Annotated in this window: 25 protein-coding genes and 1 pseudogene; 10 read left to right on the top strand and 16 right to left on the bottom strand. The window is 70.5% G+C overall.

Annotated features, from left to right (window positions below; all coding sequences use genetic code 11):
• Nucleotides 1-8 precede the first annotated feature (8 nt).
• A complete protein-coding gene (metA, locus tag FVE89_RS26210; protein ID WP_161393073.1) occupies nucleotides 9-920 on the top strand; it encodes a homoserine O-succinyltransferase in 912 nt (303 codons plus the stop codon).
• 1 nt (nucleotide 921) lies between these two features.
• On the opposite strand, the gene FVE89_RS26205 is transcribed toward metA, so the two are convergent.
• The 3 genes from FVE89_RS26205 to thiE all read right to left on the bottom strand — a co-directional run bounded on the left by FVE89_RS26205 (nucleotide 922) and on the right by thiE (nucleotide 3175).
• Nucleotides 922-1548, bottom strand: a complete 627-nt coding sequence (locus FVE89_RS26205; RefSeq protein WP_161393114.1) for an XRE family transcriptional regulator — start codon at nucleotides 1546-1548, stop codon at nucleotides 922-924.
• 107 nt (nucleotides 1549-1655) lie between these two features.
• Nucleotides 1656-2471 (bottom strand): bifunctional hydroxymethylpyrimidine kinase/phosphomethylpyrimidine kinase, encoded by an 816-nt coding sequence (gene thiD, locus FVE89_RS26200; protein WP_161393072.1) that lies wholly within the window; start codon nucleotides 2469-2471, stop codon nucleotides 1656-1658.
• Nucleotides 2468-3175, bottom strand: coding sequence for a thiamine phosphate synthase (gene thiE / locus FVE89_RS26195; protein ID WP_161393071.1), 708 nt, complete (start codon nucleotides 3173-3175; stop codon nucleotides 2468-2470). The genes thiD and thiE overlap by 4 nt, the downstream gene beginning before the upstream one ends.
• Before the next feature lie 232 nt (nucleotides 3176-3407).
• On the opposite strand from thiE, the gene FVE89_RS26190 reads away from it, so the two are divergent.
• On the top strand, nucleotides 3408-4403 hold the full coding sequence (locus FVE89_RS26190) for a hypothetical protein (RefSeq protein ID WP_161393070.1): 996 nt from the start codon (nucleotides 3408-3410) through the stop codon (nucleotides 4401-4403).
• Between the two features lie 37 nt (nucleotides 4404-4440).
• On the opposite strand, the gene FVE89_RS26185 is transcribed toward FVE89_RS26190, so the two are convergent.
• Both FVE89_RS26185 and FVE89_RS26180 read right to left on the bottom strand, forming a co-directional pair.
• Nucleotides 4441-4719, bottom strand: coding sequence for a helix-turn-helix domain-containing protein (locus FVE89_RS26185; protein ID WP_161393069.1), 279 nt, complete (start codon nucleotides 4717-4719; stop codon nucleotides 4441-4443).
• Nucleotides 4688-4963: a BrnT family toxin gene (locus FVE89_RS26180; RefSeq protein WP_161393068.1), complete on the bottom strand. Its 276-nt coding sequence runs from the start codon at nucleotides 4961-4963 to the stop codon at nucleotides 4688-4690. Before FVE89_RS26180 ends, FVE89_RS26185 begins: the two co-directional genes overlap by 32 nt.
• 119 nt (nucleotides 4964-5082) lie before the next feature.
• Between FVE89_RS26180 and FVE89_RS26175 the strand changes: the two are divergent.
• Nucleotides 5083-5647: pseudogene (locus tag FVE89_RS26175) on the top strand (sugar O-acetyltransferase).
• An 8-nt stretch (nucleotides 5648-5655) separates the two neighbouring features.
• On the opposite strand, the gene panB reads toward FVE89_RS26175, so the two are convergent.
• From panB to FVE89_RS26155, 4 genes are all read right to left on the bottom strand, one after another.
• Nucleotides 5656-6474 (bottom strand): 3-methyl-2-oxobutanoate hydroxymethyltransferase, encoded by an 819-nt coding sequence (panB, locus tag FVE89_RS26170; RefSeq protein WP_161393067.1) that lies wholly within the window; start codon nucleotides 6472-6474, stop codon nucleotides 5656-5658.
• Between the two features lie 260 nt (nucleotides 6475-6734).
• Nucleotides 6735-7331: a rhodanese-like domain-containing protein gene (locus tag FVE89_RS26165; protein WP_161393066.1), complete on the bottom strand. Its 597-nt coding sequence runs from the start codon at nucleotides 7329-7331 to the stop codon at nucleotides 6735-6737.
• Nucleotides 7332-7349: 18 nt separating this feature from the next.
• Nucleotides 7350-8177: a quinoprotein dehydrogenase-associated SoxYZ-like carrier gene (locus tag FVE89_RS26160; protein ID WP_161393065.1), complete on the bottom strand. Its 828-nt coding sequence runs from the start codon at nucleotides 8175-8177 to the stop codon at nucleotides 7350-7352.
• Nucleotides 8178-8218: 41 nt separating this feature from the next.
• The gene (locus FVE89_RS26155) at nucleotides 8219-9169 is read right to left on the bottom strand and encodes a quinoprotein relay system zinc metallohydrolase 2 (protein ID WP_161393064.1); all 951 of its coding nucleotides are present in this window, start codon (nucleotides 9167-9169) and stop codon (nucleotides 8219-8221) included.
• Nucleotides 9170-9297: 128 nt separating this feature from the next.
• Here FVE89_RS26155 and FVE89_RS26150 point away from each other — a divergent pair, with 128 nt between their 5' ends.
• Nucleotides 9298-9864, top strand: coding sequence for a TetR/AcrR family transcriptional regulator (locus FVE89_RS26150; protein WP_161393063.1), 567 nt, complete (start codon nucleotides 9298-9300; stop codon nucleotides 9862-9864).
• Here the strand turns inward: FVE89_RS26150 and queC are convergent.
• The 4 genes from queC to FVE89_RS26130 all read right to left on the bottom strand — a co-directional run bounded on the left by queC (nucleotide 9851) and on the right by FVE89_RS26130 (nucleotide 12800).
• Entirely contained in the window at nucleotides 9851-10564 is a 714-nt protein-coding gene (gene queC / locus FVE89_RS26145; RefSeq protein WP_161393062.1) for a 7-cyano-7-deazaguanine synthase QueC, read from the bottom strand. The two genes, FVE89_RS26150 and queC, sit on opposite strands and share 14 nt — an antisense overlap.
• Nucleotides 10554-10910: a 6-carboxytetrahydropterin synthase QueD gene (queD, locus tag FVE89_RS26140; protein WP_161393061.1), complete on the bottom strand. Its 357-nt coding sequence runs from the start codon at nucleotides 10908-10910 to the stop codon at nucleotides 10554-10556. Before queD ends, queC begins: the two co-directional genes overlap by 11 nt.
• Nucleotides 10911-11046: 136 nt before the next feature.
• Complete coding sequence (locus tag FVE89_RS26135; protein WP_161393060.1) at nucleotides 11047-12012, bottom strand: dihydrodipicolinate synthase family protein; 966 nt, start codon at nucleotides 12010-12012, stop codon at nucleotides 11047-11049.
• A 98-nt stretch (nucleotides 12013-12110) separates the two neighbouring features.
• Nucleotides 12111-12800 (bottom strand): GntR family transcriptional regulator, encoded by a 690-nt coding sequence (locus FVE89_RS26130; RefSeq protein ID WP_161393059.1) that lies wholly within the window; start codon nucleotides 12798-12800, stop codon nucleotides 12111-12113.
• A gap of 117 nt (nucleotides 12801-12917) precedes the next feature.
• Between FVE89_RS26130 and FVE89_RS26125 the strand changes: the two genes are divergently transcribed.
• Nucleotides 12918-14504: an ABC transporter substrate-binding protein gene (locus tag FVE89_RS26125; protein ID WP_161393058.1), complete on the top strand. Its 1587-nt coding sequence runs from the start codon at nucleotides 12918-12920 to the stop codon at nucleotides 14502-14504.
• Between the two features lie 178 nt (nucleotides 14505-14682).
• Here the strand turns inward: FVE89_RS26125 and cobT are convergent, their stop codons facing one another.
• Nucleotides 14683-15714, bottom strand: a complete 1032-nt coding sequence (gene cobT, locus FVE89_RS26120) for a nicotinate-nucleotide--dimethylbenzimidazole phosphoribosyltransferase (RefSeq protein ID WP_161393057.1) — start codon at nucleotides 15712-15714, stop codon at nucleotides 14683-14685.
• A 116-nt stretch (nucleotides 15715-15830) separates the two neighbouring features.
• Here cobT and cobS point away from each other — a divergent pair, with 116 nt between their 5' ends.
• The 3 genes from cobS to FVE89_RS26105 are packed head-to-tail and all read left to right on the top strand — an operon-like array spanning nucleotide 15831 to nucleotide 17609.
• A complete protein-coding gene (cobS, locus tag FVE89_RS26115) occupies nucleotides 15831-16655 on the top strand; it encodes an adenosylcobinamide-GDP ribazoletransferase (RefSeq protein WP_161393056.1) in 825 nt (274 codons plus the stop codon).
• A 52-nt stretch (nucleotides 16656-16707) separates the two neighbouring features.
• A complete protein-coding gene (locus tag FVE89_RS26110; RefSeq protein WP_161393055.1) occupies nucleotides 16708-16920 on the top strand; it encodes a DUF1289 domain-containing protein in 213 nt (70 codons plus the stop codon).
• Entirely contained in the window at nucleotides 16917-17609 is a 693-nt protein-coding gene (locus tag FVE89_RS26105) for a TIGR02281 family clan AA aspartic protease (protein ID WP_161393054.1), read from the top strand. Before FVE89_RS26110 ends, FVE89_RS26105 begins: the two co-directional genes overlap by 4 nt.
• A gap of 9 nt (nucleotides 17610-17618) precedes the next feature.
• Here the strand turns inward: FVE89_RS26105 and dusA are convergent, their stop codons facing one another.
• Nucleotides 17619-18635, bottom strand: a complete 1017-nt coding sequence (gene dusA / locus FVE89_RS26100) for a tRNA dihydrouridine(20/20a) synthase DusA (protein WP_342389475.1) — start codon at nucleotides 18633-18635, stop codon at nucleotides 17619-17621.
• Nucleotides 18636-19055: 420 nt separating this feature from the next.
• Between dusA and FVE89_RS26095 the strand changes: the two genes are divergently transcribed.
• A complete protein-coding gene (locus FVE89_RS26095; protein WP_246731175.1) occupies nucleotides 19056-20687 on the top strand; it encodes a cache domain-containing protein in 1632 nt (543 codons plus the stop codon).
• 83 nt (nucleotides 20688-20770) lie between these two features.
• On the opposite strand, the gene FVE89_RS26090 is transcribed toward FVE89_RS26095, so the two are convergent.
• On the bottom strand, nucleotides 20771-21646 hold the full coding sequence (locus tag FVE89_RS26090; protein WP_161393052.1) for an SDR family oxidoreductase: 876 nt from the start codon (nucleotides 21644-21646) through the stop codon (nucleotides 20771-20773).
• Between the two features lie 499 nt (nucleotides 21647-22145).
• Between FVE89_RS26090 and FVE89_RS26085 the strand changes: the two genes are divergently transcribed.
• Entirely contained in the window at nucleotides 22146-22358 is a 213-nt protein-coding gene (locus FVE89_RS26085) for a hypothetical protein (protein ID WP_161393112.1), read from the top strand.
• Nucleotides 22359-22367 lie beyond the last annotated feature (9 nt).

The raw sequence follows: 22367 nt of genomic DNA, 5'->3' as shown, positions 1-22367 counted from the left end.
GACGCGCCGTGCCGATCAAAATCCCCGACGATCTTCCTGCCGCCCGTGCCCTTGAGGCCGAAGGTGTCGTGGTGATGCGCGAGACCGACGCCGCCCGTCAGGATATCCGCCCCCTGCGGATCGGCCTGCTCAACCTCATGCCGAACAAGATCAGCACGGAGACACAGCTCGCCCGCCTCATCGGGGCGAGCCCGCTCCAAATCGCGTTGACCCTCGTCCGGATGACCGATCATGTAGCCCGGAACACCTCTGCCGAGCACATGTCCGCCTTCTATCGTCCGTGGAGCGACGTGCGGGAGGAGCGGTTCGATGGGTTTATCATCACGGGCGCGCCGGTCGAACAATTGCCTTTCGAGGCGGTCCGTTACTGGTCCGAGCTGTGTAGCGTCTTCGATTGGACGCGCACGCACGTCCATAGCTGCCTGATGATCTGCTGGGCGGCGCAGGCCGCGCTCTATCACGTCTATGGGGTTCCGAAACGAACACTGCCCGTCAAGGCGTTCGGTGTGTTCCGCCAGAGAAACAGAGCCCCGACTTCACCTTATCTGCGTGGTTTCTCCGACGCATTCTGCGTCCCGGTCTCCCGCTGGACGGAGGTGCGCCGGGAGGACATTCCGGTGGGGAGCAACCTGACCATCCTCGCCGACAGCACGGAGACCGGCCTGTGTCTCCTGAGCGATTCGGACCGCCGATCTCTCTATATGTTCAATCACTTGGAATACGACACCGGTACGCTCGCAGACGAATATGCGCGCGATGCCCACGGTCGCGTGCCGGCGAACTACTTCCCCGAGAATGACCCGACCAAGCCGCCGGCGAACGCGTGGCGGAGCCACGCCCATCTGCTCTTCGGGAACTGGATCAGCGAGATCTATCGCACCACGCCGTTCGACCCGCAGCAAATCGGTCAGTGCGGCTGACTCACTCCATCACGGCGGCCTTCATGATCACCACCATGGTGGCCCGGGCCGGGCCGTCGGTGCAGCGCACGAGGTGGGGGCGGTCGCAGCGATAGCGCAGGGTCTCGCCGGCCCGCGCCCGCTGCACGATGCCGCCGATCTCGACCTCGAACGCCCCCTCGGCGACCGACAGCGATTCCACCGAGCCGCGCTGATGCGGGTCCGAATCGAGGACGCCGCCGGGATCGGCCGTGACCTCGTACCATTGCAGCCATTCGATCGTCTTCAGCCAGCCGATGATGGCGAGCCGCACCTTGCCGTCCTCGGAGACCAGGATCGGCGTATCGGCCCGGGAGGTCTTCTCGATGAACGGCTCCTCGTCGCCCGCCGCCAGGACCCGCTCGATCGACACGTCGAGCGCCTGCGAGAGCCGCCAGATGGTGGCGAGCGTCGGGTTGGTCTCGTTGCGCTCGATCTGGCTGATGATCGACTTGGCCACGCCCGACTGCTCGGCGAGTTCCGAGAGCGAGAGGTTGTAGGCCTTGCGCAGCCGCTGGATGGTCTTGCCGAGCTGCCCGGAGAGCGCCTGCGCCCCCGTCAGCAGGTCGCGCCCGCGCGCCCGGTCTGGCCGTTCCGCCTGATCCTGCATCGTCACCGGCCCGCCTGCGCCGTTCCGTTATCCGAACGATCGTGCGCTTCTTCAAACGCAATCGTCGCCCGGTTGCAAGGCGGTGGAGATCGCCTCAGTGCGCCGATCTACGCCCAATAGCCGTGAAAATGATGGACCGGCCCATGTCCCGAGCCGATCGCAAGCGCATCCGCGGCGCCGAGAGCCGCCGTCAGATAGGTCTTGGCCTCCGCCACGGCAGCCGGCAGCGACAGGCCGCGGGCCAGACCCGCCGCGATGGCGGACGAGAGGGTGCAGCCGGTGCCGTGGGTGTTGGCGGTGGCGATCCGCGGCGCCACCAGGGTCCGCAGCGTCCCGTCCGCCGTGACGAGGTGGTCGATGCTCTCGCGCCCCGTTCCGTGGCCACCCTTGATCAGCACCGCCCGGGCGCCGAGCGCCACGAGACGCCGAGCCTGGGCGGCGGCGGTCGCCGCGTCCTCGGCCACGGCCTCGCCGAGCAGCACCGCCGCCTCCGGCAGGTTGGGGGTGATCAGGTCGGCCCGCGCCAGCAGCCGGTCCCGGAGCGTCGCCACGGCGTCGTCGGCGATCAGGCGGTCGCCGCTGGTAGCCACCATCACGGGGTCGAGGACGACGGGGATTCTGTCGGCATGGCGCGCCAGCCCGTCCGCCACCGCGGCGATCACCTCGGATCGGGACAGCATGCCGATCTTCACCGCCGTCACCGCGAGATCGGAGAAGACGCTGTCCATCTGCCGGGCGACGAAATCCGCCGGCACGTCGTGGATGCCCTGGACGCCCCTTGTGTTCTGCGCGGTGAGCGCCGTGATCACGCTGGCGCCATAGACGCCGAGCGCCGAGAACGTCTTCAGGTCGGCCTGGATGCCGGCACCCCCGCCGGAATCGGAGCCCGCGATCGTCACGGCGATCGGGGTGGGGCCGCTCATCGCGCCGCCCGCTCGGCCAGGGCCGCGTCGATCCGGGCGCGCAGATCGCGGGCGCGCTGGCGCACCGGCTCCGCGCCGAACAGGGCGGTGATCACCGCGACCCCGTCCGCCCCGGCGGCGACCACGGCGGCGGTGTTGTCCAGGCCGATCCCCGCGATCGCGCCGAGCGGCAGGCCCGCGCCCCGGGCGAGCCGGGCCCGGAAGGCGATGCTGGCAAATCCTTCGAGGCCGACCGGCGGATCGGGATTGTCCTTGCTGGTGGTGGCGAACACGCCGCCGATGCAGGCGTAATCCACCGGCAGCCGGTACAACTCGTCGGCCTGCGCGGTGGTCTTCACGGTGAGACCGATGATCGCGCCCGGTCCCAGGAGGCGCCGGGCATCGGCCGGGTGGAGGTCGCTCTGCCCGAGATGCACGCCCTCCGCCCCGGCCGCGAGGGCGAGGTCGACGCGGTCGTTGACGAGGACCGGCACCCGTCCGCCCACCGCCTCGCGGATCGCCCGGATCCGCGCCAGGGCGGCGCGGGCATCGGGGATGTCCTTCTCGCGGTATTGCAGCAGGGTGCAGCCCCCTGCGACAGCCTCGGCGCCGAGCCGTGCCAGCCGGTCGCCGTCGCCGCCGCACACGCCGACATCGAGAAGGCCGTAGAGCCGGAGATCGACCGCCGGACCCCCGGTCGATGCGGCGTTGGCGCTGGCTGGCATCGCTGTCGCTCGGTCCCTGCCATTCGGATGGCCCCTGTTTGGTCAGCCGCCGCCGCCTTGGCAAGCGTCCATGATCCTGCCTCGGCGACCGTGCGATCATCGACCGTCATACGGCGGCGTTGACGCGCGACGATCCTGTCCCCCTATAGACGCGATCCGCCGGTACGCGCTGGATCGTGTGCGACGACGAGCGGTTGACAGGGACATTCGCAGGCGAGGTGGTCGAGGGGCGATGGACGGTGCCGCGGTGCAGACGGATGCGCGCGGGGCGCAGGCCCTGCCGGAGCGCTCCTCCGTAGGCCTCGTGGCGGTGATCGTCGCCGCGACCAGGGGGGAACCGCGCGCCCTGACGATCCGCGTGCCCGATCAGGTCCCGGGCCGCGGCGACGGCCTGCCGGCCGGGCCCCTCGTCCCCGAGCACGCCACCCTGGAGCGCGGCCTGCGCGCCTGGGTGGAGCGGCAGACGCACCAGCGCCTCGGCTACGTGGAGCAGCTCTACACCTTCGGCGACCGCGACCGCTCCGGGGCTGCCGGCCAGTCCGGGGTGCATTCGCTCTCGGTGGCCTATCTGGCGCTGGTGCGCGAGGAGCGGCCGGCCGGCCTCGCGGAGGCCGCGTGGCAGAACTGGTACCGCTACCTGCCCTACGAGGATTTCCGCCAGGGGCGGCCGCGCCAGCTCGACGCGATCGAGGCGCGGCTTGCCGCCTGGGCGGCCGAGCCCGAGGATTGCGCGATCCGCACCCGCCGCCTCGACCGGCTGGGCCTGACCTTCGGCATGAATGGCGGCACCTGGAACGAGGAGCGGGTGCTGGAGCGCTACGAGTTGCTGTTCGAGGCCGGGCTGATCCCGGAGGCCGGCGGCAATGCCGGCCCGGCGCTGCCGAACGACCCGACCGGGGTGCCGATGGCCTTCGACCACCGGCGGGTTCTGGCGACCGCGATCGGCCGGTTGCGCGGCAAGATCAAGTACCGCCCGGTGGTGTTCGAGCTGATGCCGCCGGAATTCACCCTGCTCCAGCTTCAGCGCACCGTGGAGGCGCTCTCGGGCACGCAGCTGCACAAGCAGAATTTTCGGCGTCTCGTGGCGCAGCAGGGGCTGGTGGAGGAGACCGAGAGCGTCACCAGCGGCGCCGCCGGGCGGCCGGCGCGGCTGGTGCGGTTCCGCCGGGAGGTGTTGCTGGAGCGCCCGGCCCCGGGGTTGCGGCTCCCGTCGCGGCGGGTGGGGTGATGGAGGCGCTCGGCTGCGCCCGGTCGACGCTTGCCCTTCAGGCGACGGCTTTCGCCACCATATCGGGATGCTGCCCGATCACCCGCACGTAGGCGATGGCGAAATCCGGGGCCGTGGTCCGCGCTTGCTCCCAGTCGCGCAGCGTGCCGATCGGAACCCGGAAGCGGCTGGCGAACTCGGACTGCGACAGGCCGAGCCCGGTCCGCGTCCTGCGGATCAGGCGGGCGCGCTGGCTGCGGTCCAGTGCCTCGGCCGTCACGTCGAAATCCTCGGCATCGGCCGGGTCAGCCGGCAGCGCGATAGGCTCGCTCTTCACCCGTGTTGCTCCTTCTCACCGCGATGAAACGTGGCTGGTCCGCCCGCCAGACGAACACGCCGGTGAACAGTTTTTCTTCCACCAACCCGACCACCTTGAACCGTTCCTCTCCGTCGATCTCCCGGATGGAGGGGATGAGCGGATGATGGTCGTCCTCGAAGATCCGGTCGCCGAACGCCTGGGACAGGTTGTGCTTCGCACGATTGATCGCATTCTTGGCGGGATCGAACCGGTCGGCCGTCATCGCGCGAGATGATACGGAATTTCCGTGTCATCGATAATGGTAACTCTTTACGCCACCGTTATGGGCGCGGCGTGGGCACGGATCGGCACCCCTCCACCCGGCATCGCAGGAGAACCCGCATGACTGCCAAGATCGAGAAGCAAAACATGCTGTCCGGCGAGCCTTATCGGCCGGGCGACCCGGAACTCGCCGCCGATGCGTAGCGCGCCCGCGCCTGGATGATCCGCTACAACGCCACCCTGGCCGCCGCCTCCCCGACGAGCGGCGCGTTCTCCGGCGCGAGCTCCTCGGCCATGTCGGCGCGGGCGCGGTGATCCGACCGCTGTTCCTCTGCGATTACGGCCCGCACATCGCGGTCGGCGACGGGGTGTTCCTCAACTTCAACTGCGTGATCCGCGACGTCGCCCCCATGTCGATCGGCGCTTTCACCCAGGTTGGCCCCGGGGTGCAGTTCCTGACCGCCGACCACCCGCGCGATCCGGAGCTGCGCCGGGCGGGCGTCGAATCCGGCCGGCCGATCACCGTGGGGGCAAATGTCTGGATCGGCGGCGGCGCGCTGATCCTGCCTGGCGTCACGGTGGGCGACGACGCCATCATCGGCGCGGGCGCGGTCGTCACCCGCGACGTGCCCCGGCGGGGGCGACCGTCGTCGGCAACCCGGCCCGGCTGCTGCCGCGGGGCTGAGGGTGGGCCTATCCGTAGGTATGATCCGCCGCCGGGAACCGCCCGGCCCGAACCTCCTCCGCGTAGGCCTTCACGGCATCCTCGATATGGCCGCGCAGGCTCCCGAACTGGCGCACGAATTTCGGCGTGCGCTCGGACAGGCCGAGCATGTCCTCCAGCACCAGGATCTGCCCGTCGCAGACCGCGGAGGCGCCGATGCCGATCGTGGCTGCCGTCACCCGCGGCGAGGTCGCGATCGCCCGGGCCACCGGCTCGACGATGCCCTCCAGCACAATCGCGAAGGCCCCGGCCTCGGAGATCGCGCGGGCGTCGTCCAAGAGGCGGCGCTCGTCGTCGGGGGCGCGGCCCTGAACCTTGAAGCCGCCCATCGTGTTCACCGCCTGGGGGGTCAGTCCGATATGGCCCATCACCGGCACGCCGCGCTGGACCAGGAACGCCACCGTCTCGGCGAAATGCGCCCCACCCTCCATCTTGATCGCGCCCGCGCCCGTCTCCTTCAGCACCCGGGACGCGTTGAGGAAGGCCTGTTCCCGGCTCGCCTCGTAGGAGCCGAACGGCATGTCGACCACGACGAGGGCCTTCTGCGTGCCGCGGATCACCGCCTGCGCCTGGAGGATCATCATCTCCAGTGTCACCGGGATGGTCGATTCCATCCCGTGCATCACCATGCCGAGGGAATCGCCCACGAGGATGAAGTCGCAATAGGGATCGACGATGCCGGCCGTGTGGGCGTGATAGGCCGTGAGCGCGATGATCTTGCGCCCCTCGGCCTTGCGCTTGCCGATATCGATCGCCCGGAGCCGGCGCGACTGCACGACCTGCGACATGGTTCCGATCCCTTTCTATCGGCGCCGTTTCTCTCCCTCCCCCCTCTGCGGGGGAGGGTGGCCCGCGAAGCGGGTCGGGAGAGGGGAACCCGGCTTCCGGAAAGAGCGCGGCCTTTATGCAGGAAAGCGATCCTTCCTGCACCGTCGCTCCCCTCTCCCGACCCCTGCTGACGCAGGGGCCACCCTCCCCCGCAAAGGGGGGAGGGAGAGGCGCGCGCCCTGCCTCATCGCACTTCTCTTACACCCCACAACGCGCCGGGTCAGCGCCCCGCCTGTGGCTCGGATGCAGCCTTCCAGGCCGGATCGACGCGCAAGTTCGCGGTCTCATGCTTGTCTTGCCAGCCCTCGACGCCCTCGGGAAACCACCGGATGCCGGTATAACCCTTGCGCACCAGCCGCTTGGCGGCGTTCCAGCTGCCCCAGCACTCGACGTGGCAGAACACCACCACGGGCCTGGCCTTGTCGCCTCCGGTCAGCGCGGCGACGCGATCGTAGAACAGGGCCTCGCGCTCCGGCGCCAGGGGCTCGGCCCCGGCCTCCGGCATCCAGACCGCCCCGGGGATCGAGGGATGGACCGGCAGCCAGAGCCGGCCCGCCGGAAAGTTCGACGGCTTGCGGTCCGGGGCCGCCACGTCGATCAGCACCGGCTTGTCCGGCCCCGCCATCAGGCTGGCGAGGGCGTTGGCGTCGATCACCGTCGCGCCCTTGAGGGTCGACGGCGTGTAGCCGTGCGGCGGCCCCGCGTAGAGCCCCTCCGGCTCCGGGACGTTGACCGGGGAGTCGGCCGGGGCGGCGGCGAGGCAGCCCAGGGCCGCCAGCACCGCCGCGATCCGCACGAACATGCGGGCCTGAGTCATGCGTCCCTGACCCATCGCTCAGTTCGTCGGGCTCGGCGGGGTGAAGCTGTGCTGCCAATGGCCGCCCTGGTTGTCGGAGGCTGCCACCTGGATCGGCTTGCCGTCCGGCTTGAACGCGAAATTGATCACCGGATTGGACGAGATCGAGATGTCGCCCGTCAGGGTGAAGACCGTCTGGTCGCCCGCCGAGACGGTGAGCTTGTCGATGTAGCGCGCCGGCGTGAAGTCGCGGGTCACTTGGTTCATCTGCATGCCGGAGAAGTTCGGGTGACGCACCATCAGCGTCGCCTCCACGGGCTTGCCGGCCCCCGTCTCGGCGAACTTCATGCGCATGTCGCCCATGCCCTTCATGGCCTCCTCGTCGCTCATGCCCATCGGGGCCGAGCAGCCGCCGGAGGCCTTCACGAACTGCTTGGCCTCGTAGAGCTTGCCGTCCTGCGTCTCCACCACAGCGTGCATGTCGGTGTAGTTGTTGACCCGCACGCGCAGCTTCAGCTCGGTCGGATCCGCCGCCGGGCCGAACTCGAACTTGGCCGCATAGGGCGCCGGGTTGTCGTCGATGATCAGCGAGACCGCCTTGATCTGCCCGTCATTGGGCATGGTCAGGGTGATCGGCACCAGGGCGGCGTCGAGCGCCCGGGCCGGCGCGTCGATCTTCACGAGGCTGTCGGTCGGGGCGATCTGCCGGTCGCCGAAGATCGACTTGGCGATCTCCTGCCAGCGGGCGGCCCGCTCCTGGTCGGTATCGGAGGCGCCCGCGGCCCAGGCCGCGGGGGGGAGCGCCGTCGTCGCCAGAGCGAGGCCGAGGGCGAGGCTGGAGAGTGTCTGTCCGATCCTGAGCATCATGGCGTACCTCCCGATTGTCTCGGATATGGGGACTTCAAAACCTATTCCCATTCGAGTTCCTGATAGGCCACGGTGACGTTGCGGCCGTTATAGGTGTCGAACAGGACCCATTTGTCCCGCTGGTCCCGGGCGACGCTGTCGACCGCCTTCTCGATCGGGACGTCCTTGGCGATCGCCGCGCGGGTGCCGTCGCGCAGCGCGGTCAGGTAGCCGATCAGATCGGCGAGCGCCGGGGCGAGGTCCACCGCCACCGACCCGTGGCCCGGCACGGCGCGGTGGGGTCCCATGGACTTCAGGCGTTCGGCCTCCTTGAGCCAGCCTTTCAGGCTGCCGTCGAGGGACGGGATCCGGTTCACGAACAGCAGGTCCGCGGGGAACAGCAGGCCGCTGCCGGACTCGATCATCGACAGGTCCGAGGTGGTGTGGGCCGGCCCGTGCGCCGTGAAGGTCAGACGGCGGTCGCCGAGATCGACCTCGGCCGTGTCGGCGACCGTCATGGTCGGGTAGACCACCGGTCCGGTCCGCTCCTCGCCGAGCAGGTCGATCAGACGCTTGCGGTAGAATTCGCCCCGGGCGGCGAGCGCCTCGGTGAGCTTGGCGTGGCCGATGAAGACCGGCTTGTCCTCGACGAAGGCGCCGGCACCGAAGGCATGGTCCGGATGGACGTGGCTCAGGACCACATGGGTGATGGGCTTCTGCGTGCGCTTGAGGATCTCGGCGCGCAGCCACGCACCGTCCGCGAGGCTGCCGCCCGATTCCGTCACAAGCACGCCGTTCTTGCCGATGATGAAGCCGATATTGGCGATGGCGTCGGCATTCTCGGCAGTGGCGTCGGCGATCAGGCCCTTGCGGATGAAGATGCCGGGTCCGACCTCCTCCATCGCGAAGGATTCGGCGGCGCGGCCGAGGTTCGGCATGCAGCACAGGCAGAGGCCGCCGAACAGGGCGCTGCGCCGCGAAAATGCCCTCGGTTGGACGGCGGGGGCCGTCATGCCGAATCCTCCTGATTTTTCTTGTCTACCATTAGGTAGGTAGATTTCCGGCTCGTCAAGTGGCAGATTGGACGGGGCATGGGCGCCGGCCGCACGTTCGCGTGAGCCGCGACCCGGATGAGGCTGCGATGAGGGACACCCGCGCCGAACTGCTGATCCAGGCCGAGACCCTGGTCCGGGGGCGGGGCTATGCCGGGTTCAGCTACGCCGATCTCGCGGCGGCGGTGGGGATCCGTAAGGCGAGCATCCACCACCATTTTCCCAGCAAGGTCGATCTCGGTGCCGCCCTGGTGGCAGCTTACGCGGCCCGCTACGCCGCCGCCCTGGAGACGATCCGGACGGATGTGGCGGACGGGCCCGGGCGGATCGAGGCCTATGGCCGGCTCTATCTCGGCGGGGTCGAGCAGGGGCTCGGCTGCCTCTGTGCGGCGCTGGCCATCGAGGGGGAGGCCCTGCCCGAGCGTCTGCGCCGGGACATCGCGGCCTTCTTCGCGGATCACCTCGCGTGGCTGGAGACAATCCTGCGGGTCGGTCAGGCGGATGGCAGCGTGCGCGCGGACGCCGATCCGGCCGGGCTCGCCCGCTACGTCATCGCCACCCTGGAGGGGGCATTGCTGATGGAGCGCCTGTTCGCGAGCCCCGCTGCCTTCCAGGGAACGCTGACGGTCTTGGTCGAGGGGCTCAGGCCGCGCTGAACCGCGCGAACCCCTCCGCCCGCAGGCGGCAGGCGGGGCAGGTGCCGCAGCCGTAGCCCCAGGGATGGCGCTGCCCGCGCTCGCCGAGGTAGCAGGTGTGGCTCTCCTCGACGATCAGATCGACCAGCGCCCGGCCGCCCAGGGCCTCGGCCAGCCCCCAGGTCTGGGCCTTGTCGAGCCACATCAGGGGCGTGTGCAGCACGAAGCGGCGCTCCATGCCGAGATTCAGCGCCACCTGCAGCGCCTTGATGGTGTCGTCGCGGCAATCGGGATAGCCGGAATAATCGGTCTCGCACATGCCGCCGACCACGTGGCGGATCCCGCGCCGGTAGGCGAGCGCCGCCGCGAAGGTCAGGAACACGATGTTGCGCCCCGGCACGAAGGTGTTGGGCAGGCCCGAGGCCTCGTAGCCGATCGCCGCCTCCCGGGTGAGCGCCGTCTCGGAGATCTTTCCCAGTGCGTCGAGCGCGACCGTGTGGTCCTCGCCGAGGCGGGCCGCCCAGGCCGGGTTGATGCGCGTCGTGCCGGCCCGCAGCGCGGCGCGGCGGTCGAGCTCGACCCGGTGGCGCTGGCCGTAATCGAAGCCCAGCGTCTCGACATGGCCGAACCGGTCGAGCGCCCAGGCGAGGCAGGTCGCCGAATCCTGTCCACCGGAGAACAGAACCAGGGCCGACCGGTCGCCGGCAGTCTCAGTCGCCATCGTATTCCGCCCAGGACATCGGGGTCTCGGCCACCCGCACGCGGGCGAGCCCCGGCAGGTCCGGCCGGAGGCGATGCCAGATCCAGGCCGCGATGTTCTCGGCGGTCGGGTTCTCCAGCCCCTCGATCTCGTTGAGGCAATGGTGGTCGAGCCGGGCGAGCAGGGGCCCGAAGATCTTTTCGATGTCGTAGAAGTCGATCACCCAGCCGGTATGCGGATCCACCGGCCCGGCCACCGTCAGCTCGACCCGGTAGGAATGGCCGTGCATCCGATGGCAGCGGTGGGTCTCGGGCACGTTCGGCAGCCGGTGGGCTGCCTCGAAGGTGAAGGCCTGGGTGATCTTCATGGACGGGGTTCGCGGGCTGAGGACGGTCGCGCCCCCGCCATAACGCCGACGGGCCGTTCCACGCAAAGGCGCGTGGCGCCGGCCCGTGTCGCAGCCCCCGCTCCTGTCGACCGGGGCAGGCTGCCGGATCGACCGGTCAGGCCCGGCCCGTGTCCTGCGCGCGGGCCTCCGACCACTGCGCGTACCACGCCTTGAAGATCCGCAGCTGCGTCTCCGCGTAGTGGCGCTGTCCGGCGCTCAGCGCGTCGGAGGCGTTGAAGTGCAGCGCGTATTCCGGGTTCCCCTCCAGCACCATCAGATGCTTGTAGTAGAGGACGAGGTCGGGCCCCTCGTCGAAGCTCGACAGGATCGCGAGGGCCGCGTCGAGTTCCGTCGCCCGGCGCCGGGCCAGGGCATCGCCCGTGGCCGCCTTCTCGCACAATGCCACGAGGCGCAGCACCTCCTGCGGCAGGACGTTGCCGATGCCCGTGATGGCGCCCCGGGCGCCGCAATTCACGTAACCGTGCAGCACCTGCGTATCGACGCCGACCATCAGGGTGATGTCGGGCGACTGGCCGGTGATGTGCTCGGCCGCGTAGGTGAGCGAGGCCGCGCCGCCGAATTCCTTGAAGCCGACGAGATGCGGATAGCGGGCGCGCAGGCTGAAGAACAGCTCCGCCCGGGTCTCGAAGCCGTAATACGGGCTGTTGTAGATCACCGAGGGCAGGTCCACCGCCGCCTCCAGGATGCCGGCGAAATTGGCCTCCTGCGCCGCGGTGGAACTGCCCCGCGACAGCACCCGCGGGATGATCATTAGGCCGTGGGCGCCGGCCGCCTTGGCGTGGGCGGCGAGCGCCGCGGCCCGCTTCGGGTTCTGGGCGCCGGTCCCGACGATCACCGGGACGCCTTCCGCCAGCAGCCGCTCGACGCCCGCCATCCGTTCCTCGTCGGTGAGCAGCGGCCAGTCGCCCATCGAGCCGCAATAGACCACCGCCGACATCCCCGCCGCGACGAGTTCCTTCCCCTTGCGCGCGAGCGCCTCGAAATCCGGCGTCCGGTCCGGTCGGCAGGGCGTCATGAGGGCCGGGATCGTGCCGGAGAAGATCTGTCGGTCGGAGGCCATCGGCGGTTCGTCCGGTCGGAAGAGGGATCGGGGCCGCGGCGGGGGCGCGCCGGACAGCGGACCTCTCATGGCAGCGCCGGACGATTCGGGCAAGTATTTTATACAATCACGTGCGACGGGGCCGGGGTCTGGGTCGCGTCGGCGGGTTCGCCGAGAAAGGCCATCAGCGCGGTGGCCACATGGTTGATATGGTCGACCAGGAGGGCGCAGGCCGCCGAGACGTGACCGTTCCGGCAGAGCCGGACCATCTCCCGGTGCTCGCGGTCGGCCCGCTCCAGCTCGGCCGGATCCGTCGAGAGCTGCAGGCGGGTGTAGCGGTCGCATTCCGCTAGCAGGGAGCCGACGAGGCCGAGGGCACGGGGGCGATTCGCCCGGCCGTACAGGAGGAGGTGCAGCTCCGTGTTGAGTGTCCCCCAGCGCGCCGTGTCCCCGTCGCGCAGGGCCGCCGCATAATCCTCCAAGATCCCGTGCGCGCGATGGAAATCCGGCTCGGTGAGCAGCGGCGCGGACAGCGCCAGGAGGCGCGGCTCGAGGGCCGCCCGGAGTTCCAGAGCCTCGGCCGCGTCGGCGGGCGAGAGCGGCGCCACCATCGCGCCCCGATGCGGGTGGATCCGCACCAGGCCCTCGGCTTCGAGTTGGAACAACGCCTCCCGGACGGGGATCCGGCTGGCGCCGAACTCCGCGGCGAGCCCGTCCTGGCGCAGTTGCGACCCGGCCGGATAGCGTCCGTCGAGGATGCGCCGCCGGATCTCGGACCCGATCGAACCCGCCATGGTCTGGTTCTTCATCGTCTCGCTCCCTGTCCGGCTCGGGCCTCGGCTGGACCCTTGACGGCGGGCCCAAGGCTTGAAATTGTATAAAATAATTCAGGCCCCGGGGCCCGATCACGAGAGGGGTCGACCGCGATGACGCTCCACCGCCGCCAGTTCCTGGCGGGCACCGCCTCGGCGGTCGCCGCCGGTATCGGCCGCCCGTCCCGCGCCCAGGCCGGCGGCAGCGTGCTGCGCTTCATCCCGTCGACGCCCTTGCCGTCCCTCGATCCGATCGTCGCCACGAGCTACGTCATCCGCAACCACGGCTATCTCGTCTACGACACGCTGTTCGCCACCGACGAGAACTTCCGGATCCAGCCCCAGATGGTGAGCGACTGGCAGACCGCGCCCGACGGCCTGCGCTGGACCTTCCATCTGCGCGACGGCCTCAGCTTCCACGACGGCTCCCCCGTCGAGGCCAAGGACTGCATCGCCTCCATCGCGCGCTGGTCCAAGCGGGACGCGTTCGGCCAGACCCTGGCGGGCTTCGTGGAGGCGTACGGCCAGGAGGACGTGCGGACCTTCACGATCGCCCTGAAGAAGCCGTTCCCCCTGCTCCCGGCGGCTTTGGGCAAACTGTCGTCCAACGTGCCGTTCATCATGCCGGAGCGCGTCGCGCTTCAGGACGCGTCCAAGCCGATCGCCGACGCCACGGGCTCCGGCCCCTGGCGCTTCGAGGCGCGGGAATGGATCCCGGGCCAAAACGCGATCTACACCCGCCATGCCGGCTACCGGCCGCGCGAGGAGGCGCCGTCCTGGGCGGCCGGCGGCAAGGTCGCTAAGGTCGACCGGATCGAGTGGCTCGCCATCACCGAGGCCTCGGCGGCGGTCGGCGCGATGATCCAGGGGGCGGTCGACTGGTACGAGCAGCCGGCGATCGACCTGATCCCCGTCCTCAAGGACAAGCCGGGGATCGAGATCCGCAACGTGCCGCTCGGGCTGATCCTGCTGATGCGGTTCAACCACACGCAGCCGCCGTTCAACAATCCCGAGATCCGGCGGGCCGTGATGATGGCCATGAAGCAGGACGACTACATGCAGGCGGTGGTCGGCAGCCCGGATTTCTACCGGGAGGCCAAGACCTTCTTCACGCCGGGCTCGCCGATGTCGAGCGGCGCGGGCGGGGCCGCCGCCATGCAGGAGGATCTCGCCAAGGCCAAGGCGATGCTGGCCAAGGCCGGCTACAAGGGCGAGCGCGTGGTGCTGCTGGCCCCGGCCGACCAGCCGATCGCCTACAACCAGTCCCTGGTGACCCAGGATCTGCTGAAGCAGCTCGGGATGAACGTCGATCTGGTCTCGACCGACTGGGGCAGCTTCATCGCCCGCCGCGGCAACCGCGGGCCGGTCGATGCCGGGGGCTGGTCGGTGTTCCACACGCTCTGGTCGGGCGCCGACGTGCTGAACCCGGCCCTGCACCCGCTGATCCGGGCCAACGGTCAGGCCGCGTGGTTCGGCTGGCCGGACGATCCGACCCTGGAGAGCCTGCGCAGCGAATGGATCGCCACGAGCGACGAGACGCGCCAGAGGGCGCTGGCCGCGCAGATCGAGGAGCGGGCCTTCGCGGTGGTGCCCTACGCCCCGGCGGGCCTCGTGCAGCAGCCGATGGCCATCAGCACGAAGCTCAAGGGCATGGTCATGGCGCCGGTCCAGTTCTTCTGGAACATCGAGAAGACCGCCTGACCGGGGATTCCAAAGGGACCGGGTCCCTTTGGTGGGGTGTCGGGGTGAAACCCCGACGAACAGCTCTCCGGCCCCTTCCGGGGCTGGAGAGCTGTTTTGCAGGGCTCTGCCCTGCACCCGCCAAAGGACTCATCCTTTGGAATCCGGGGCCTTCGCGATGAGGCGACGCCCTGGCGGATCAAGCGGTGGGCGCCCCCTGCTTTCCGGATACCCCGGCCTGCGCGAAGGTCGCCATGCCGGTGTGGCAGGCGAGCGCGCCCTTGAGCAGGCCCATCGCCATGCCGGCACCGGACGCCTCTCCGAGCCGCATGCCGAGCGCCAGCAGCGGCACGAGGCCGAGCCGCTCCAGCACCTCCGCGTGGGCGCCCTCCGCCGAGACGTGGCCGGCGAGGCAATGGTCGAGGGCGCTTGCATCGGCGGCGTGCAGCACGGCGGCCGCGGCAGTCGCCACGTAGCCGTCGATCACCACCGGGATCCGCTGCAGCCGGGCTGCCAGGATCGCCCCCGCCATGGCGGCGATCTCCCGGCCGCCGAGGCGCGCCAGAACCTGGAGCGGGTCGTCGAGATGTCCGGCATGGTGGGCGAGCGCCGCCTCCACGGCCGCGACCTTCCGTCCGAGCCCGTCCCGATCGACGCCCGTGCCGTGGCCGACCCAGCGGGCGGGATCGCCGCCGAACAGGGCGGCGTAGAGGGCGGCCGCCACCGTGGTGTTGCCGATGCCCATCTCGCCGATGCCGAGGCAGTCGGTGCCCGCCGCCACCGCCTCCATGCCGAACGCCATGGTGGCCACCGTCGCGCGCTCGTCGAGGGCCGGCCCTTCCGTGATGTCGCCGGTCGGCATGTCGAGGGCGAGGTCGAACACCTTGAAGCCGAGCCCGTAGGCCGCGCAGATCTGGTTGATCGCCGCGCCCCCGGCCGCGAAATTGTCGAGCATCTGCCGGTTGACCGCGTCCGGGAAGGCCGAGACGCCCCGGCGCGTCACCCCGTGGCTGCCGGCGAAGACGCAGACCAGCGGCCGGTCGAAACTCGGCGGCGCCTTGCCCTGCCAGGCCGCCAGCCAGGACACGAGACTTTCCAGCCGCCCGAGGGAGCCCGCCGGCTTGGTCAGGGTCGCGTCCCGGGCCGCAACGGCCTCCTGTGCGTCCCGGTCGGGGCCGGGCATGGCTTTCAGCAGGTTGCGGATGTCGTCGAACGGGCCTGGATCGGGCATGGGCCGATGATTTCCTGTGGGTGCCCGCGGACGGGGAGGCGGAGCCGGAGCAGGCCGCGTATACTGGACCGGCTCGCCCCATACGAGCGTGGTGGCGGGCGATGCGGGAGACCGCGATGGACAGGCAGACCGGCGGGGAGGCCGACTGGCCCGGGCGCGGCGCCCTCTACGACCTCGCCGGGTGCCTGCGCTTCTACTCCCGCCTGCCGGTGCCGCAACTGCCCGGCGAGCCGGACCCGCATCGCAGCCCCGACTTCACCACCCTCCCCCGGATGCTGCCGCTGGCCGGCCTCGTTCTCGCCCTGCCGGCCGGACTGGTGATGGCGGCGGCGTGGTGGATCGGGCTCGGGCCGTTCCTGGCCGCGACCCTCGCGGTCGCGACCCTGGTGGTGGCGACCGGCGCGCTGCACGAGGATGGGCTCGCCGACGTGGCCGACGGCTTCGGCGGCGGCGCCACCCGGGAGCGCCGCCTGGAGATCATGCGCGACAGCCGGATCGGCGCCTATGGCGGGGCCGCGCTGGTCCTGGCGCTGGCGCTGCGCATCGGCGCCCTGGCGACGCTCCTCGACCGCACCGGCTACGCCGCCGTCACCGCGCTGATCCTGGGGGCCGCCCTGTCGCGGGTCGCCGCCCTCGCCCCCCTGGTGCTGCTGGCGCCGGCGCGGCCGGACGGCCTCGCGGCCTCGGTCGGACGGCCCAGCCGGGCGAGCCTCACCACGGCCCTCGGACTCGGTCTGGCGCTGGCGCTGGCCGCGTGTCTCCTCGATCTGCCGCTCGGTGGCGTCACGCTGATGATCCTGTGCGCGGGCCTCGCGTCCTGGGGCCTGACCCGGCTGGCCCGGGAAAAGATCGGCGGCCAGACCGGCGACGTGATCGGCGCCTGCCAGCAGGTGGCCGAGATCGCCGCCCTCGTGGCCCTGGTGGCGGCGGTGGCGAATTAGCGCACCGGTGAAGGTCATCACGCGGCCACGATCCGTCCGCCAAGATTTTGCGATGCCGCCCGCGCCAAAACCCTCCTCGCCCTGCACCAAGGTCTGCGTGCTCGATGCTGCCACCGGGCTCTGCTGCGGCTGCGGCCGCACCCGCGACGAGATCGCCGCCTGGGGCGGGATGTCGGAGGGCGAGCGTCGCACGGTCATGGCGGGGCTGGAGGCCCGGATGCGCGCGGCCCGCCTGATCCCGCCGGAGGGGGCGCTGCCGTCATGATCTATGTCGGGCTCGGCGCGATCGCGCTGATCCTCGTCGCCCTCGTGCTCAGCGACGGCAGCGACAGCGTCGGCGGGGTGATCGGGCCCGATCAGTTGGTGAGCCTCGCCTGGACGGGGATGATCCTGATCCTGGTGGTGGCCGGGTTCTGGCGGCAGTTCACGGCACGGCTCGGCGCGAATCTGCGGGCGCTGCTCGCCTGGGCGCTCATCGGCCTCGCCCTCGTGATCGGCTACAGCGAGCGCGACCGGATCCAGGGCGTGACGTCCCAGGTGCTCGGCGCGGTGCGGCCCGGAACCGCGATCCCGGGCTCCGGCGGCCTCGTCACGATCGTCCGGCGCGCCGACGGCGACTTCCGGGTCGAGGCCGAGGTCAACGGCCGCCCGCAGCCATTCCTGTTCGACACGGGCGCGAGCAGCGTCGTCCTGACCGCCGAGAACGCCGCAGCGCTTGGGCTCACGCCCCCGACGTCCGAGTTCACGGCCCGGGTCTCCACCGCCAACGGCATCACCTACGCGGCGCCGGTCCAGCTGGATTCGCTCAGCGTCGGCACGATCACCGAGCGGCGGGTGAACGCCATGGTGGCCAAGCCCGGGGCGCTCTCCGCCAATCTCCTCGGCCAGACCTTCCTGACGCGGCTCTCGGGCTACGAGGTCCGCGGCGACCGCCTGATCCTGAGCCCGCCGTAAGGCGACCGCTCAGGCGGCCCGCGCCTCGGGCGCCACCCGGGAGACGAGCGCGACAGCCTCCCGCAGTGTGCCGAGCCCGGCTTCGGGCCGCATGCCGTGCGTCGAGAGGTGGCGGCGGTAGGCCCGGGCGCCGGGCCGGCCGTTGAACAGCCCCAGCATGTGCCGGGTGACCGCGTGCAGGCGCTCGCCGCCGGCCAGGACAGACGCGATGTAGGGCTCGAACGCCTCAACCGCCGCGAAGGCGTCGCAGGCCGGCGCGGGCACGCCGAACAGGTCGGGATCGACGTTAAGCAGCAGCGCCGGCTCGGTATAGGCGGCGCGCCCGACCATGACGCCGTCGACCTCGGCGAGGCGCGCCTGCACGGCGTCGAGATCGCGCAGGCCACCGTTGACCGCGATCGGCAGGCCGGTCAGCCGCCGCTTCAACCGCGCGGCCCGGCCGTAATCGAGCGGCGGCACGTCGCGGTTCTCCTTGGGCGAGAGGCCCTGGAGCCAGGCCTTGCGGGCATGGACGATCAGCCCATCGACGCCGGCCGCAACCACGGCGTCGGTCAGGGCATCGAGGGCCGCCTCGGGGTCCTGATCGTCGACCCCGATGCGGCACTTCACCGTCACCGGCACGGCGACCGCCGCCTTCATGGCGGCGACGCATTCGGCCACCAGGGCCGGCTCGCGCATGAGGCAGGCGCCGAAGCGGCCCTCCTGCACCCGGTCGGACGGGCATCCGACGTTGAGGTTGATCTCGTCGTAGCCGAAATCCGCGGCGATCCGCGCCGCCTGCGCCAGTTCCGCCGGGTCCGACCCGCCGAGCTGGACCGCGACCGGGTGCTCCACCGCCGAGAAGCCGAGCAGCCGCTCGCGCGGCCCGTGCAGCACGGCGCCGGTCGTCACCATCTCGGTGTAGAGCCGCGCGCGGGCGGACAGCGTCCGATGAAACGCCCGGCAATGGCGATCCGTCCAATCCATCATCGGGGCGACGCTAAAGCGCCAGCCCGGAAGTGCGCTGCAGAGGCCGGTCGCGGTCACGTGTGCCAGATCCGTGTTGTCCCGCGCGCCGCCTGCGTCGGGTGTGGTCCTGCGGGTTGGGATTGGTGGCACCGATATCACGGCAGGGGGCCGGGCGAACAGCGCCCCTCACCGGCCCCGGCTCCCCCGGGGCGGACCGGGATGCGACGCGCTGATCGAGTCGAGACTCGAAGTTGGAATGGCAATTCCAGTAGACTCGTCCAGTCCTTTTGGCGGCGCGCGCGAAAGTTGAAAGCTTGTAAATTGGCTCGACTATCGATGGTCGTTCTCTCGGATTTTGAAAATTGACTTGAAGCCAAGATATGAAATCTGCATATGTGGAATCACAGAAGAGAAAATCTCAGACAAATCGGAACCTTGTTTCAAGGATATCCAAGAATGACGATCGGTAAAAAAATATTCTTTATCCTGGGCGGGATCTTGCTGGCATTCGCGGCGATCTTGGCTGTCGAGTTCCGATCCGTCGAAGGTCTCCTGATGGAGGACCGCCGGGCCGCCATCCGCAATCAGGTCGAGGCGGCGCACAGCATCGTGGTCGCCCTGGCCAAGCAGGCCGAGGCCGGGACCCTGACCCAGGACGAGGCGAAAAAGCGGGCCGGCGATGTCCTGCGGGCGATCCGGTTCAACGGCAACGACTACGTCTTCGTCTACGGCACCGCCCCGGGCCATGTCGGGCGCAACTTCGTCCATCCCGATCCCAAGATCGAGGGCACGAAGAGCCGCAGCGATGAGCAGATGAGGGCGACGTTCGTCGGCCAGATGATCGAGCACGGCATGGCTGGGGGCGGCTTCACCGAGTATCGCTGGCCGCGGCTCGGCGAGGGGGAGCCCGCACCCAAGGTGGGCTATTCCCTGGCCTTCGCGCCGTGGCAATGGTCCATCAACGCGGCGCTCTACGTCGATGACGTCTACGCGGCGAGCCGCCGGCGGATGATCCAGTCCCTGTACTGGCTGGTGCCGCTGTTCCTCGGGATCGCGGCGGCCGGGATCCTGGTCGTCCGCAGCATCACCACGCCGCTGAGCGCCCTCACCAAGGCCATGCGCAGGCTCGCCGAGGGTGAGATCGCGACCGCAATCCCGGGATTGGGCCGACGCGACGAGATCGGTCAGTTGGCCGCGGCGGCGGGGGTGTTCCGCGACAGCATGGCGAAGGAGCGAACCCTCGCCGCCGGCCAGCTGGCCGAGCGGGCCGAGCGCGAGGCACGCGCGCACCGGATGGAGGACCTGACGCGAAGCTTCGACCACACCGCGAGTGCGCTCCTGCAGCAGGTGGACGGCGCCGCGGCCGGGATGCGCGAAGCCTGCCGGGCGATGTCGGAGACCGCCGTGGAGGCGGCGCAGCGGGCCGGATCGGCGGCCGACGCCGCCCAGGAGGCGGCCGCCAACGTGCAGACCGTGGCCGCGGCGACCGAAGAGCTGTCGGCCTCGATCGGGGAGATCGGCGGGCAGGTCACCAAGTCGGCCGAGATTGCCGAACAGGCCGTCAGCGAGGCGGAGCGAACCGACCGGCAGATCCGCGGTCTGGCCGGGGCGGCGGAGAGGATCGGCGAGGTCGTGCGGATCATCTCGGCCATCGCCGAGCAGACGAACCTGCTGGCGCTCAACGCCACGATCGAGGCGGCCCGGGCGGGCGAGGCGGGCCGCGGCTTCGCCGTGGTGGCGGCCGAGGTGAAGGGACTGGCCGGCCAGACCGCCAGGGCTACCGAAGAGATCACCGCGCAGATCGACGCGATCCAGGGAGAAACGACGGAGGCGGTCGCGGCGGTTCGATCGATCGGCGAGACGGTCGATCTGATGAACACCATTTCAAGTGCGATTGCGGCGGCCGTCGAGCAGCAGCGCTTCGCCACCGGGCACATCTCCCAGAACGTCGATGCGGCCTCGCAGGGGACCGGGGCCGTGAGCCAGAACGTGGTCTCGGCCTCGGCGGCGGCCGAGGCGACGCGCCGCGTGGCCGGCGATGTCGGATCGGCCGCCGCCGACGTCTGCCGCAGCGCCGAGGCGTTGCGCGCCGAGGTTCTGCGCTTCCTCACCGCGGTGCGTGCCGCCTGAACCGGGAGAGGGGGGCGCCGGTGGCCCGCCGCCTGCTCGCCCCCTCAGGCCGGGCGGACGCGCCGTGCCCGGCCCCGTCCGTCTCAGAGCACCGGCATCGCCCCCGCCACCGTGACGAGCGCCCCCGAGGTGTAGCTGCTCTCGTCCGAGGCCAGCATCACGTAGGCCGAGGCGAGCTCGGCCGGTTGGCCGGGGCGCCCGAACGGCACTTGGCTGCCGAACGACGTCACCGCGTCCTGGCTCATCCCGGAGGGGATGAACGGGGTCCAGATCGGCCCGGGCAGCACGCCGTTCACGCGCACCCCCTTCTCGGCCAGCAGCTGCGCGAGGCTCAGCACCATGTTGCTGAGGGCGCCCTTGGTGGCGCTGTAGGCCATGAGCGTCGGCATCGGGTGCTTCGAGTTGACCGACGAGGTGAAGATCACCGAGGCACCCGGCTTCAGGTGCGGGAGCGCCGCCTTGGTCACGTAGAACGGCCCGAACACGTTCGTGCGGAAGTGATCCTCGAAGATGGTGTCCTCGATGGCGTCGAGGCCCTGGTTGGGCTGCTGGAACGCGCCGTTGTTGACCAGCACGTCGAGGCGCCCGAACGTCTCCACGGTCCGGGCGACGATCTGGCGCCCGTAGGCGGCGTCCTTGAGGTCGCCGGGCAGGAGCAGGGCGCGCCGTCCCGCCTTCTCGATCCATTGGCCGACCGCCTCGGCATCCGCCTGCTCCTCCGGCAGGTAGGAGATCGCGACATCCGCCCCCTCCCGGGCGAACGCGATCGCGACGGCGCGGCCGATCCCGCTGTCGCCGCCGGTGATCAGCGCCGCCCGCCCGGCGAGCTTGCCGGACCCGGTGTAGCTCGCCTCGCCGTGATCGGGCTCCGGCTCCATCCGGCCGGTCTTGCCGGGGAAGCTCTGCGGCTGTGCCGGGAAGGGCGGGCGGGGATATTTTTGCAGCGGATCCGTGGTCACGCGTGGTCTCCGGTTGGAATGCCGGTCCAACGGTGGGAACTCCGGGGTGTTCCGGGCCGCGTCGCCGCGGCCGGTCCGGCGGGGCGCGGATCCGGTGCCGGACCGGAGCGCGGAATGTGGGCCGCGCTCGCTGCCGACACAGGTCAGCAACAGGGGCGGATCAGTCTTGGAGCCAAGGAGGCACCACGATGATTGAATTGCAGCCTGACGATCCGGCGGCTCGCGTGATCGACCGAGTCCTGCTCTGCGCCGCGATGCTCTCGCTCACCTTCGGCGTGGCCACCGGCCTCTGGGGTCTGCTGCAATGAGCCCGCTGCGGCGTGCGCTTGCGGACCATGACCGGTGATCGGCCTCGGTCGCTCCGGGCGACGCGGCTCCGACGGGACCGCCGGCGCGCTGATCGGTGCGGGGCTCGTGCTGCTCGTGCTGGCGCTCCTGCTCGCGGGCTTCCCGTGACCGGCCGGTTTGGCTCGTGGCGCGATGACGGCGCTCGGCCGTGATGGTGAATCGCGCCCTGGTCGTGCTCGCGCTGCTCGCGGTCGCTGCCTTCCTGATCTACCTGGCCAATCTCGCCCGCGACGCGCTGTCGCCGAACGAGACCTATGCGGCCAGCATCGGGCTGACGCTCGACCAGTGCGTCTCGGCGCAGGATGGCCTCGCGCCGGAGGAGGCGCGCGCCTACTGCCGGCGGCCCGTGCCGAAGCGCCTCTGAAGCGGCGCC

The organism is Methylobacterium sp. 2A (genome assembly GCF_009806555.1).
Classification (GTDB): Bacteria; Pseudomonadota; Alphaproteobacteria; order Rhizobiales; family Beijerinckiaceae; genus Methylobacterium.
Note: the sequence above shows the minus strand (reverse complement) of the source record. Positions and strands in the feature narration are given on the sequence as shown.